Here is a 13,651-nt window from a genome sequence, read left to right on the forward strand (position 1 = left end):
TTCGCCGGGACGACGGCGCGGTGAGATCAGCGCAAGATAAATGGCATCCCGTAGCCCGGATGGAGCGCAGCGCAATCCGGGGGCTCTCACGGCCGGCACGACCGCTCCCGGATTTCGCTGCGCTTCATCCGGGCTACGATGTCCTACACCTCCGCCCTCTCCGCCATCCCGACTGCCCACAGCGCGAACGCGTAGACGATCGCGACCTCGTCGAGGCGGTTGAAGCGGCCGGAGGCGCCGCCGTGGCCGGCGCCCATGTTGGTGCGCAACAGCACCGGTCCGCCGCCGCGCATGGTGGCGCGCAGCCGCGCGATCCATTTCGCCGGCTCCCAGTAGGTGACGCGCGGGTCGGTGAGGCCGCCCATTGCGAGGATCGCCGGATAGTCCTTTGCCGCGACATTGTCGTAGGGCGAATAGGACAGGATGGTACGAAAATCCTTCTCGCTGTCGATCGGGTTGCCCCATTCCGGCCATTCCGGCGGCGTCAGCGGCAGCGTGTCGTCGAGCATGGTGTTGAGCACGTCGACGAACGGCACTTCGGCGACAATGCCGGCGAACAGCTCGCCGGCGCGGTTGGCGACCGCGCCCATCAGCATGCCGCCCGCCGAGCCGCCATGGCCGACGATGCGCTTGGCGCTGGTGTATTTCGCGTCACACAGCGCGCGGCCGGCGGCGGCGAAATCGTCGAACGTGTTGGTCTTCTTCTCGCGCTTGCCGTCGAGATACCAGCCCCAGCCCTTGTCGGCGCCGCCGCGGATATGCGCGATCGCATAGACGAAGCCGCGGTCGACCAGCGACAGCCGGTTCGCCGCAAACGACGCCGGCATCGCCATGCCGTAGGAGCCGTAGCCATAGAGCAGCAGCGGCGCGTTGCCGTCGCGGGCAAGGTCCTTGCGATGCAGGATCGAGACCGGCACCTGCGCGCCGTCATGCGACGTCGCCATGATGCGCGTGGTGACGTAATCGGCCGGGTTGTGGCCGGACGGAATCTCCTGGCGCTTGCGCAACACCCGCGTCCGCGTCGCCATGTCGTAGTCATAGACTTCCGACGGCGTCGTCATCGACGAATAGGCAAAACGCAGATTGGTGGTCTCGAACTCGTAGCCGCCCATGGTGTCGAGCGAATAGGCGGCCTCGTCGAAGGCGATCGCGTGCTCCTCGCCCGTCTTGAGGTCGCGGATGATGATCGCCGGCAGCGCGTTGGCGCGCTCCAGCCGCACCATGTGGCCGGCATAGAGCTCGACGTCGAGCACATAGACGCCTTCGCGATACGGGATCAAATCGCGCCAGTTGGTCCGCTCGGGCGCAGCCAGCGGCGCGGTGACGACCTTGAAGTCGATGGCGTCGTCGGCATTGGTCAGGATGAAGAGTTCGTCGCCGCGGTCGGCGATCGAATATTGCACGCCTTCCTCGCGCGCCGCGACCAGCCGCGGCGGCGCGTCCGGATTGGCGAGATCGATCAGCCGCTGCTCGGAGGTCTCGTGGTCGCCGCCGGCAATCACGCAGAAACGGCCGCTGGCGCTCTCGTGCAGATGGGTGAACCAGCCGGGATCCTGCTCTTCATAGATCAGGATGTCGTCGGCCTGTTTGCTGCCGAGCTTGTGCCGCCACACCTGCATCGGGCGGTGATTGTCGTCGAGCTTGACGTAGAAGAAGCTCTTCGAATCCGCGGCCCAGACCACGCCGCCATCGGTCTCCTCGACGAGATCCTCGAGATCGCCGCCATCGGCCCAGTCGCGCACCCGAATGGAAAAGTATTCCGAGCCCTTGGTGTCGGCGCTCCAGGCGTGCAGCCGGTGATCGTTGGAATGCCGGCTACCGCCGAACTTGAAATATTTGTGGTCCTTGGCCAGCGCATCGCCATCGAGCACGACATGCGCATCGCCGCCGTCGCGCGGCGTGCGGCAGAACAGCTCGTGCTGGCCGCCCTCGCGGAACTTGCGGAAATAGGCGAACGGGCCGTCCGGCGACGGCACGCTGGAATCGTCCTCCTTGATCCGCCCGCGCATCTCCTTGACGAGCTGTTTCTGCAAGCCGTCGGTGTGGCCGAGCAGGCTCTCGGTGTAGCCGTTTTCGGCTTCGAGATAGGTCCGGATATCGGGATCGAGGATCGAGGGATCGCGCAGCACCTCCTGCCAGTTCGGATCCTTGATCCAGGCATAGTCGTCCGTCACCATGATGCCATGAGTGGTGAACGAATGCGGCCGGCGCGGCGCGACAGGGGGCGAATTCTTGGTGGTGGATTTGGTCACACGATCCTCATATGCGGGGTTCCGCCTTATATCGGGATGAATGTGGCGATTGCCAGATGATCTGATGCATGAGGTGCGCCGGCTCGCATGTCCTGCCCCGGACGCAGTGCAGCGCGCAGCGATGCACTGCTGAGCCGGGGCCCATGTTTGCCGGGTCCCGGCTCCGCGCAGCAGCGTTGTCACGCTGCAGCGCGTCCGGGACAGGAGATCGAACTACCCGTTCCGCAGCTTCGCGCCGGCATTGCCGCCGGACATCGGGATCTGGTTCACCGCCAGTACCACGGCAAATGTAATCACCAGCATCGCGATGCCGAGCACCGCGATCGCGGCGAGGTCGCCGCCTTCGTTGAGATCGTAGATCAGGACCGACAGCACCTTGGTCTGCGAGGTGAACAGCACGATCGCGGCCGACAGTTCCCGCATCACGCCGATGAAGATGAAGCACCAGGTCGCGATCACCCCGGTGCGCAGCAGAGGCGCGGTGATCTGGCGCAACGCCTGCAACCGCGTCGCGCCGAGGATGCGGCTTGCTTCCTCGAGCTCGGGATGGATGGTCGCGAATGCCGCCTGCAATTGCTGATAGGCCGAGGGCAGGTTGATGGTGAGGAACGCCAGCAGCAGGATCCACAGCGTGCCGTAGAGCACGAAGGGCGGCCGTGTGTAGCTCAGGAACAGGCCGACGCCGAGCACGATGCCGGGAACGGCGACCGGCGCGGTGGCGAGGAAGCCGAGGATGCGATGGCCCGCGATCACCTTCCGTGTCGTCACATAGGCGATGACCAGCGCCAGAATGGTGCCGATGGTCGCGGTCGCGGCGCCCAGAATCACGGTGTTCTTCAGCGCCAGTTGCGTCGACGACAGCTCGGTGAACACGAAGACGATGTTGTGCAGCGTTGCCGTCGACGGCGTCACCAGTGTGGTCGCATTCGGCGAGAACGCGGCATTGAGCAGCGCGAAGTAGGGCAGGAACACCGGGTTGAGCAGCACCAGGAGGCAGAAGCCGAGCGCGGCCCAGCGCCATCCCTTCAGCTCCACGCGGCGCGGCGCGCCATATTTGCCGCCGATCACCGAATAGCCGCGGCGGCCGAGCAGCGCCTTCTGGCCCTGCAGCAGCAGGATGGTCAGCACCAGCAGCGGCACGGCGGCGGCGGCCGCGAGCTCGAGCTTCGGCGGATACTGGAACAGGCTCCAGATCTTGGTCGTCATGGTGTGGAAACCGGCCGGCAGCGCCAGGATCGCCGGCGAGCCGAACAGCGTCATCGCCTGCAGGAAGGCGATCAGGGCGCCCGCGACCAGCGCGGGCATGGCGAGCGGGATCGTCACCCGACGCGCCGTGGTCCAGGCATTGCCGCCAAGGATCGCGGAGGCGTCCTCGAGCTCGCCAGGCATGGTGTCGAGCGCATTCGCCACCAGCACGAACACGAACGGGAAAGTGTAGCAGGAGATCACGAAGATGATCCCGGTCATCGAATAGATGTTGAACAGCGCGTCCGCATCCTCGCCCGCGAACAGCCGGTAGAGCTGGTTCAACAGCCCCGAATTCGGCGCGGCCAGCAATTCCCAGGCCACCGCGCCGAGGAACGGCGGCGTCACGAACGACGCCGTCACCAGCGCGCGGATGGTCTGCCGGCCCGGCATGTCGGTGCGCGATACCAGCCAGCTGAGCGGCGCCGCGACGATGCAGCAGATCACCGCCGACGTGGTCGCGATGATCGCCGTTGTCAGCAGCGGATCGAGGAAATCGGGATTGCTGAACAGCGTGACGAAGTTCTGCAGCGTCGGATGGCGATTCTTGTCGGTGAAGGCAAACACCGCAAGCCATGACAGCGGCAGCAGGATCAGCAGGATGAGCACGGCCGCGAACAGCCAGAGCACCGGATGTGTCCAGTCGATCCGGGGGCGGGGGGCTGGGGAGGTGGTTGTTGTCATGTTGACCCGCGGTGAACTGTCTCAGCTCCCTCGCCCCGCTCTTGCGGGGAGAGGGTTCGGGTGAGGGGCTGCTTCCACAGACACCGAGTGCGCGGAGATTCCCCCTCACCCGCCGCGCATCTTGCGATGCGCGTCGGCCTCTCCCCACAAGCGGGGCGAGGCAAGGAAGCATGCACCGCGGCTCGCATCCTCACACCCGAAACAACCGCGCATAGCGCGTCTTGATTTCTTCGGTCATCGCCTCCACCCCCGCCGGATCCTCCTCCATCAGCTTGATGTCGGCGAGCCTGCGCCGGCCGGCCCTCGGCTGCACCTGGGCGTGCACCGAATATTGGCCGGTGAAGTCGACGAAGAATTGCTGGGTCTCGCGGGTGTGCAGCCAGGCCTGGAACAGCTTTGCGGCGTTCGGATGCGGCGCGCCGGCGAAGATGGCCGTCGGTCCCGAGATTGTCGGCGTGCCCTCGGTCGGATAGACCGGCTCGACCGGCTGTCCGGCCTCCTTCAACAGCACGATGCCGTATTCATTGCCGTCGGCCATCACGGCGCGTTCGCCGAGCGAGAGCTTTTTCGGCGGATCGGTCGAGGACTGCACCTGCATCACGCGCTGTTTGGCAAGCTTCTCGAGGTAAGGCCAGCCGAGCTCGCGCACGATCTGGAACGTCGTGGTCATGATGGTGCCGCTATAGGCCGGATGGCCCTTCACCATCTTGCCGGCCCATTTCGGGTCGAGCAGGTCGGCAAAGCGTTTCGGCGTGTCCTCCGCCTTCACCAGATTGGTGTTGTAGGCGATCGAGGACAGCCACAGCCGCGTCGTCACGGCCATCCCGTCCGGATCGCGATAATTGTCGGGAAAATACTTCGCGACATCCTCGGGCACGAACGGCATCAGCCACCCGCTCTTTTTCCATGGGATAAAGTGCGAGGCATCGGCGCTGTTGACGACGTCGGCGGCGTGGATGTTGGCGTCGAATTCCTGCACCACGCGCTGGAACAGCCGCTCCGAGCCCGAGCGCTCGATCTGCACCGTGATGCCGGGATACGCCGCCTCGAACGCCTTGCCGAGCTTCTCGCCGACCGGCAGGTCCATCGACGAATAGAACACCAGCTTGCCTTCGTTCTTCGCGGCGGCGACAAGGTCGGGCGTAATCGCAACCGGCTCCGGTGCCGCGGCGCGCGCCGGTGAAGCGAACACCGTGCCGGCCGCAAGCGCCGCAGAGCCTTTCAGGACATCGCGTCTGGAAATTGGTTTCCGCATCGCGTGCTTCCGTTTCTTGTTGGTCAGCGGCTGAGTGCCCGGCAGCTCTCGGGCGGCAGTGTCAGCCAGACCTTGCTGCCTTTCTCGACCGCGGTCTCCGTCGGTGTGGTCACGCGCAGCGAGGTGCCGTCGGAGGTTTCCACCATGTAGTCGCGGTTCATGCCGAGATAGACCTGCCGCGTCACGATGGCCTTGAGCGTGTTTGGCGTTGCGGCGGGCGGGCGCGTCGAGAGCTGGATCTCGTGCTGACGGATCGCGACCGGCGCGATCTGGCCGGCTGCGAGTTTCGCGCCGACCACCGCAAGCGTCGCGCCGGCGAATTCCACGTGGGTCGCGTCGCGCGCGGTGCCCTTGATGACATTGGCGGCGCCGATGAAGCGCGCGACGAATTCGGATTCCGGCCGCGCATAGATGTCCTCAGGCGCGCCGAGCTGGTCGATTTTGCCGGCATTCATCACCGCGATCAGATCAGCTGTCGTCATCGCCTCGGACTGATCGTGGGTGACGTAGACCGTGGTGTAGCGATATTCATCGTGCAGGCGGCGGATTTCGAACCGCATCTCCTCGCGCAGATTGGCGTCGAGATTCGACAGCGGCTCGTCGAGAAGCAGCGTCTCGGGGCCGACGATCAGCGCCCGCGCCAGCGCGACGCGCTGCTGCTGGCCGCCGGACAGCTCGCCTGGATAGCGCTGCGCCAGCGGTTGCAGCTTGGTCGTCGCCAGGATCGCGGCGAGCTTTTTCGCGATGGTGTCGCGATCCATTTTGCGCAAGCGCAGGCCGTAGACGATGTTCTCGGCCACCGTCATGTGCGGCCACAGCGCGTAGCTCTGGAAGATCATCGACATGTTGCGCTGCTCGGGCGGCAGCGTGCGCGCTTTCGACGACACCACGCGGTCGCCGACGCGGATCTCGCCGTCGGATGGTTCGAGGAAGCCGGCGATCAGCCGCAGCGTCGTGGTCTTGCCGCAGCCGGACGGCCCAAGCAGGCAGACCAGCTGGCCGTGATCGATCGTCAGCGAAACATCATCAACCGCGACGAACGATCCAAACCGCTTGACCAGGCCGCGCAATTCCACCGATGCCAAGCGATCCCCTCCATTTTGTTGTCTCGCAGGGATCCGTGCCCGGCTGTTGCCGGCAGTAAAGCTGAAAATGATGACGACGGAAAGTGTTCGTGCCCCGTCAAATAGTCGTGGCTCCTCTTCGTTGCGTATCCCCCGACCACTCTCCCGTCATCCTGAGGAGCGCGCTCTTGCGCGCGTCTCGAAGGATGCACGGCCCGGATATCTCGGCGTGCACCGATTCGCTCGCGGCCACAGCGGGGCCGTCGATCCTTCGAGGCTCGCAAGAGCTCGCACCTCAGGATGACGGGGAGGGATCATCGGCCACGGATTTAGCTCGCGGTGCGCCACCGCGACGATGCGCCAATCGGCTGACGGTTTCCAATCCGATTTGATGAGTGCCTCTTTCTTCGCCCGGCCCCAGCCCTTGATCTGCCGTTCCGCAGCGATACCGTCAGTGACGCGATCGAAATACTCCGACCAGACGAGGACGACGGGTCGGCGATTGTAGGTGTAGCCGGGGAAGGTACCTGCATTGTGCTGTTCGATGCGCGGCCGGAGATCGTCGCCGGTAGCGCTGCCGACATAGTACGAGTTGTCTGCGCAGCGAAGCATGTAGATGTAGATGCCCATGTCACCAGACCCGTGCGCGTAGCGCACGGCCCGATCATGAAGCAAACTTAGTCACGGTCAACGCGCAAGTGCTAGTGCATCATCCCCCAAACACTCGGTCCCGTCATCCTGAGGTGCGAGCGGAGCGAGCCTCGAAGGATGCACGGCCCCGATATCTCAGCGGTCTGGTGCACCGTCGGAGACTGCGCGGCCGTCGATCCTTCGAGACGCCGCGCAAAGCGCGGCTCCTCAGGATGACGGGTCAAGCATGTGCGTCCGGGACGTAGGACGCGCTGGGAAAGCCTACGCCTTCACGTTCTCGCCGAGCCACTGGATGGCGGCGTCGGCGCCGGCCTTGCCGTGTGGAATCTTCAGCGCGGTGAGCGCGACCTCGACGACGCCGAGCGTGCCGAGGATCATCGGCGCGTTGACGTGGCCCATATGCGCGATACGGAACGCCTGGCCCTGCAAATCGCCGATGCCGGTGCCGAGCACGACGCCGCATTTCTCCTTGGCGTAGCGCTGGATCGCGGCGGGATCGGCGCCCTTCACGGTCACGGTTGTCACCGTGTTGGAGCGCTCGGCGGCTTCAGTGATGTTGAAGCCGAGCACCTGGCCCTCGGCCCAGGTGGCAACCGCGCGGCGCACGGCTTCGCCGAGCAGCCGGTGCCGTTCGAAGGCATTCTCCAGGCCTTCGGCATGCAGCATGTTGATCGCCTCGCGCAAAGCGAACAACAGATGCACCGGCGCGGTGCCGGCATATTTGCGGTAGTGCTCGCTGCCTTCGCGCTCGGTCCAGTCCCAATAGGGCGTGCGCAGGTCGGCCTTCTTGTGCGCGTCCCAGGCGCGGTCATTGGCGGCGACGAAGCCGAGGCCGGGCGGCGTCATCAGGCCCTTCTGCGAACCGGACATCGCAACGTCGACATACCATTTGTCCATCGCGAACGGCATGCAGCCGAGCGAGGCGACAGTGTCGACCATGAACAGCGCGGGATGGCCGGCGGCCTTGATCGCCCTGCCGATCGCCTCGATGTCGTTGTAGGCGCCCGACGCGGTGTCGACCTGCACGGCGAGGATCGCCTTGATCTTGTGCTCCTTGTCGCGGCGCAGCCGCTCTTCGACCTCCGCGGGGCGGATCGCGCGGCGCCAGTCGCCCTTCAGCACCTCGACATCGGCGCCCATCGCGGCCGCCGCCTGCCCCCAGCCGATCGCAAAGCGCCCGCTCTCCAGCACCAGCACCTTGTCGCCGCGCGACAGCACGTTGGAGAGCGTCGCCTCCCAGGCGCCGTGGCCATTGGCGATGTAGATGTAGGATTTGCCCGTGGTGGCGAACAGCTTCGAGAGATCGCGCAGCAGGCTTTCGGTCAGTTCGACCATCTCGGCGGAGTAGATGTCGAGCGCCGGGCGATGCATCGCCTGCAGCACCTGATCGGGCATCGTGGTGGGCCCGGGGATGGCCAGAAATTCCCGGCCCGCGCGAACGGTCATCGTCCTGTTCCTTGTGGGTAAAGCAACGCAAATCATGCGTGTGAGGGGTCAAGCGGAGAGACTATTCCATCGTGGCTCCGATTGCGAGCCACACGAAGCAATCCAGCGTTTCCAAAAGCGCGGGACACAGCCCTCATTTGCCGATTGATTCGACCACCGCGCGCCAGACCTGGTCCTTGAATTCGGTCGCGGCGGGGCTTGGGATCTGCTCGACCGTGCCGTGGTTCTTGCGGCAGGCCTCGACCAGCCGCAGCACCCAGATTTCGCCGTCGGTGTAATAGAGGTCGCCGCCGCCGTTGCGGCCGGCGAGGGTCGGGCCGATCCCGGTCACCTGATATTTCGCGGTGACCATGCCGGCGGACTCGAGATCGGTGGTGAGCAGCGCACGTTCGGCGTCGAGATCGGCCGCGATATGATGGGTCACCGCGCCGGTGTAGTGGCTGACGCCGACGCCGCGGTCGAGCGTCGCAGCGCCAAGCCACACCGGACGCTTCTCCTCGCCCTGATCGAGCACCTTCCAGAAGCGGACATGGTTGCGGCGGTCCGCGCTCGTTCCAACCGGTTTCTCGAAGGCAAGGTCTTCGCGGCGATCGAGATAGAACAGGTTGCTCACCGGCGCATCCTTGTAGGGACGATCGAGCAGCACGGAGCCTACGATTTCGATCGAGGATTTCAGCGTGACCGGATCGGCCGGATACCAGCCGGCTTCGTGCATCGCGCAGACCACGTCCCTGGTGTCGCCGATCAGCCCGACATTCATCGGATCTCCGGGAATGCCCTGCGCGGTGCGCGTCACCATCGGCAGGTTGGCAAGGCCCTTCTGGTGTTCGTAATGCGTCCACAGTGCGGGCAGCAGCAGATAGGCCGCGATCAGGTAGATGAAGAGGGCGAACAGAAACAGCTGCAGATAGCGCAGGCGTTTGCGCCGGCGCGCCACGGGCGGATTGATCTCGACGTTGGTCACAGCGGCCTCCTTACCTCTCCCGCTTGCGGGGGAGGTCGGATTGCATCGAAGATGCAATCCGGGTGGGGGCTATTTCCGCAATATGACTCGTGGAGAGAGCCCCCACCCCGACCCTCCCCCGCAAGCGGGAGAGGGGGTGCACTGACGATGCGGAACGATTCAATCTCACCTCTGCCTAACGCCGCGTCTCGCGGCAGCCGGCGGCCTCGGCTTCCTCGACCGAGCAGAACCAGCGCGTGCCCTTGCTGATCTTCATCTCGATCTTGGCGTACCAGCGGCTGGTCGGCTGGTGAAAGATGCATTCGCCGGAGCGGTTGACGTTGCCCTTGATGGTGCAGTCGGGCGAGGGCGCGACGGGGCCCGAGGCCGAGGCGAGCAGGATCGAGCTGGCGCCATCCGGCGGCTTCACCGCGCCGAGCACGGTGGTCTTCTTGTTGCGCACGCGCCAGTCCCACGGCGCGATGAACGCGCCTTGCCACATCCCGGCCTTGGCTTCGCGCGCCGCCTTCTCGTCCGCTTCGTAATCATGCGAGACGCGGGTGTAGGCCAGCGCCCAGCCATTGCTGACCAGCCATTTCTGGATGTCCTCGCCGTCGACCTCGCAACGCGCGATGGTGCGGCCGCGGCGATCGACCGAGCGGGGATGGCAGGTCCAGTTCTTGTTGCCGGCATGCTTGATCAGCTCGTCGCGCGCGGCGACGCCGCAGGTCCAGCGTTCGCCCTTGGTGTTGAGGCAGAGCTGGTCGGTCGACGGCGCGTCGACGCCGCCGAGCCGGATGCGGGCGCTGCCGATCTGAATCTGGTCGCCATCGCGGATCTTCGGCACGCCGGTGATGTCGGCGGCGACAGCCAAGGTCGGCAGCGCGAGCAGCAGGCCAGCAGTGAGCAGCGTCTTGAACATCGGCATTCCCGGCCAGATTCTTGTCGTCCAAAGGGCTTGAGCGTCTCGACGTCAGTGCCCAAGGATTGTGCGGGCAATTGGGCAACCGTGCCAGTGCTGGAGTGTTTCCGCCAGTTTCAACTTCGCGTCATCCGCTTCTTCGCCAGCGCGAGGCCCATCAGCACGAAGGCCGACGTCACCTCGGGCCCGCCGACCAGGATGCGGGTCGGGGTCTTCATCTTATTCCATTCATAGGCCTTGTAGGGCCCCTTGCGGCCGCCCTCGCCGAGGCCCTGCACGATGCAGTGCAGCGCCGGCGTGAAGGTCGAGACCGCGGCGCCAAGATGCGCCAGCGCCATCAGCGCCAGTGCGGCGTCGAACGGGTTCATCTCGTGGGCGATCAGCTCGTTCGTGACGTAGCCGAGCACCCGGGCGCGGATCAGCGCGAACACGTTGCCCGGATCGATGACGCGCTGCGCTGCCAGCGGCAGCGCGACGAAGGCGGCGTAGCAGCGGCCGAAATAGGCCGAATAGAGCTCCGGCAGATAATAGATGTGCGAGCGCGGATTCTTGAACGCGCCGCTTTCGACCAGAGTCCTCTGGAAGGCGATGATGCGATGCACCGTCTCCAGCCGCTGCGGCGTCTCGATGATCTTCCAGCGGGTGAGGTTGCGGAACGAGACCTCGAGAATGTCAAGGTTCAGCGTCGGATCGAGGTCGTTGCCGTAGGGCCGTTCGCCCGCGAGATTGTCGATCCAGGTGACGACGCCGCCTTCATAATCGATGTTGTCGTTGAGCGGCACCGTGACGCGCGGCTCGTTGGCGCCCGCGCGCACCTGGTAGCCGCGGTAGAAGTCGAGCAGCGGCTGCGCGAGGATCGGATCGTCGGAGCCGGCCTGTGTCGCGGCAGAGAACGAGCAGGCGGTGGTGTCGCAGTCGGGCACATAGATGCCGAAGCCGAGGTCCTGCTTGATCTGGGCGAAGAACCGCGAGAAGCGCGGATGCCGGCCCGGCGCCAGCGCGGTGACGACTTTCACGATGGAGCCGTCATACGACGGCACCTCCTCGGCGCTGGTCTTCAGGCAGAACTCGACCATGTCAGAGATCGCGCGCCGCGCCGCGCTTGTCTCATCCGGCGATGCCAGCCCGGTCTCGACAAAGCCGAGCAGTGCCTCGATGAAGAACGCGTCGTAATAGGCCGAGCGGTGGCGGATCTGCACCGGTTCCCACATCGGCTCGGCGATGCCGCGCCAGGCCGGATTGATCAGCACCCGCGCCGGCGAATGGGCGATGAAGATACGTGCCAGGCTGAACAGCAGGGTCGAGTTCTTGTAGCCGCGCGCGTTGAGCCCGGTCAGCGCCATCAGCATCTCGCGGCCGCCGACGTCGGGGTCGCCGATCAGATTGAAGGCGGCATAGGTCGGGATGAAGGCGTTTTTGCCGAACGCGCGCAGCAGATGCGCGCCGGTCAGGCGGATCACGCGGTCGATCTCTGCCATCTCGGGCATCCGCCCCGGCGCCGGCGCTGCCGGCGGGGCCGGGTGGCGGACGCCGATATCGTCCATCAGCGCGGCGACGGGCGCGCCGATCGCGGCCCAGTCCGGCGCCTCGGCGTCGCGCGCCTCAATCAGCGCGGCGCGCAGGCCGCCGAGCCGGTCGGGGTCGTTCAGCGCGGGCAGGCCGGTGCGGCGGAGCAGTGCGCGCAGCGGCGGATTGCCGAGCGCGGTCCGGTAGAACTTCCCGAGATGGGCATCGCCGCCGCGATAGGACTGCAGCACGGGGTCGCAGACGTCGTACAGCGACGGGCCGTCCTTGGCTGCGGTCAGTGACCGGCACACGGCGCCTGCGATCTCGTGAAAGCCCATAAAACTCTTTCTGTTGGAACCGGTTAACGCTGCCATCAGGCAGAATTTCCCGCGCTCCTCCCCAAAATCCCGCAAGTCGTTGGAAAGCTACATGAATCCTTACAAAATACAAATGTGACCGAAGTCACGTAACGGGATCTTAACGGCGTCAATGGCCTCTGCCGGGCGGCAGCATGCGGCAAACCGGGTTGCTCCGGCCGCCCGGTCGGGTTAATGGAATGTTTGTTGCAGCGCCGCAAATTGAGCTCAATCGACGGCACACAGGCTTCAACCCCATTAAACCTGAATGTCTCTGACGCGACTAACTGGCGCGATCTCGTGTGAGCGTGATCGGGATAAAGATTGGGACTAGGAACGCTATGAACCTTAGGCAGCTTCGCATTTCCCGCCGCACCATCGCCTTTGCTGTGGCGGTGGCCGGCACGGTGTCGCTGGCGATCGGCGCCCATGCCGCGCTCAACAAGCGGACGATGGATGTCGCCAAAGCTGTTGCCACCGACACCACCGGCAGCATCCCGGCCGGCACCTCTCGCCTCGCGCTGATCATCGGCAACGGCCACTACCCGGACGCAGCGGCCCCGCTGGCCCAGCCGATCAACGATGCCCGCACTTTGTCGTCGGCGCTGCGCCGCGAGGGCTTTGACGTCGACGTGGTCGAGGACGCGACGCGCGACGACATGGTCCGCGCGGTCGAGCGCATGAAGGCCAAGATCCGCCCCGACACCGTCGTGATGCTGTTCTTCGGCGGCTACGGCGTGCAGGTCGGCCGCGAGAGCTACATGATCCCGGTCGATGCCACGATCTGGAAGGAAGCCGACGTCAAGCGCACCGGTGTCAGCGTCGAGTCCGTGCTCGATGCGATGAAGGAGCGCGGCGCGAAAGCCAAGCTCGTCGTGCTCGATGCCTCGCGCCGCAATCCCTATGAGCGCCGTTTCCGCGCCTTCTCGCACGGCCTGGCGCCGATCTCGCCGCCGGAGAACACGCTGGTGCTGACCTCGGCGACGCCGGGCAAGGTCGCCGACGATTCCAGGGCGCCGAACAGCGTGCTGGTCTCCGAGCTGATCAACAACCTCAACGCCCAGGCCGGCGCCGAAACCGCCTTCAACAAGACCCGCGTCGCGATCTCGCGCGCGAGCGAAGGCGAGCAGGTGCCGAGCGTGTCGTCCTCGCTGCTGGAAGACATCAAGCTCGGCGGCTGAGCCCAAGTCTTCCCGCACGTCGTCCCGGCCTAGTGCGCAATTGCGCACGGGAGCCGGGACCCATAACCACGAATGTGCGTTGTGGTGCGATGCTGGGGCCGCAGCCGCGTTCATCTCAAAGATCGGTGGTTATGGGTCCCGGGTCG

General features: G+C 65.4%; 9 protein-coding genes and 1 pseudogene. 1 reads left to right on the forward strand and 9 read right to left on the reverse strand.

Annotated elements, in window-relative coordinates; all coding sequences use genetic code 11:
* Positions 1–143: 143 nt before the first annotated feature.
* The 9 genes and pseudogenes from WDM24_RS01710 to WDM24_RS01750 form a co-directional block, all read right to left on the reverse strand.
* A complete protein-coding gene (locus WDM24_RS01710) occupies positions 144–2,177 on the reverse strand; it encodes a S9 family peptidase (protein ID WP_414645801.1) in 2,034 nt (677 codons plus the stop codon).
* Between the two features lie 288 nt (positions 2,178–2,465).
* Positions 2,466–4,127 (reverse strand): iron ABC transporter permease, encoded by a 1,662-nt coding sequence (locus WDM24_RS01715; protein WP_338830210.1) that lies wholly within the window; start codon positions 4,125–4,127, stop codon positions 2,466–2,468.
* Between the two features lie 244 nt (positions 4,128–4,371).
* Positions 4,372–5,436: a substrate-binding domain-containing protein gene (locus WDM24_RS01720; protein ID WP_338830211.1), complete on the reverse strand. Its 1,065-nt coding sequence runs from the start codon at positions 5,434–5,436 to the stop codon at positions 4,372–4,374.
* A gap of 23 nt (positions 5,437–5,459) precedes the next feature.
* The gene (locus WDM24_RS01725; RefSeq protein WP_338832556.1) at positions 5,460–6,512 is read right to left on the reverse strand and encodes an ABC transporter ATP-binding protein; all 1,053 of its coding nucleotides are present in this window, start codon (positions 6,510–6,512) and stop codon (positions 5,460–5,462) included.
* Between the two features lie 283 nt (positions 6,513–6,795).
* A pseudogene (locus WDM24_RS01730) lies at positions 6,796–7,130 on the reverse strand (GIY-YIG nuclease family protein).
* 282 nt (positions 7,131–7,412) lie between these two features.
* The gene (locus tag WDM24_RS01735) at positions 7,413–8,597 is read right to left on the reverse strand and encodes a pyridoxal-phosphate-dependent aminotransferase family protein (RefSeq protein ID WP_338830213.1); all 1,185 of its coding nucleotides are present in this window, start codon (positions 8,595–8,597) and stop codon (positions 7,413–7,415) included.
* A 133-nt stretch (positions 8,598–8,730) separates the two neighbouring features.
* Complete coding sequence (locus WDM24_RS01740) at positions 8,731–9,561, reverse strand: LssY C-terminal domain-containing protein (protein ID WP_338830214.1); 831 nt, start codon at positions 9,559–9,561, stop codon at positions 8,731–8,733.
* Between the two features lie 175 nt (positions 9,562–9,736).
* Positions 9,737–10,462, reverse strand: coding sequence for a thermonuclease family protein (locus WDM24_RS01745; protein WP_338830215.1), 726 nt, complete (start codon positions 10,460–10,462; stop codon positions 9,737–9,739).
* 116 nt (positions 10,463–10,578) lie between these two features.
* Positions 10,579–12,306: a hypothetical protein gene (locus WDM24_RS01750; protein WP_414645802.1), complete on the reverse strand. Its 1,728-nt coding sequence runs from the start codon at positions 12,304–12,306 to the stop codon at positions 10,579–10,581.
* A gap of 359 nt (positions 12,307–12,665) precedes the next feature.
* Here WDM24_RS01750 and WDM24_RS01755 point away from each other — a divergent pair, with 359 nt between their 5' ends.
* Positions 12,666–13,505: a caspase family protein gene (locus WDM24_RS01755; protein WP_338830217.1), complete on the forward strand. Its 840-nt coding sequence runs from the start codon at positions 12,666–12,668 to the stop codon at positions 13,503–13,505.
* Positions 13,506–13,651: the final 146 nt, after the last annotated feature.

Source organism: Bradyrhizobium sp. 27S5, from assembly GCF_037217225.1.
Lineage (GTDB): Bacteria > Pseudomonadota > Alphaproteobacteria > Rhizobiales > Xanthobacteraceae > Bradyrhizobium > Bradyrhizobium septentrionale.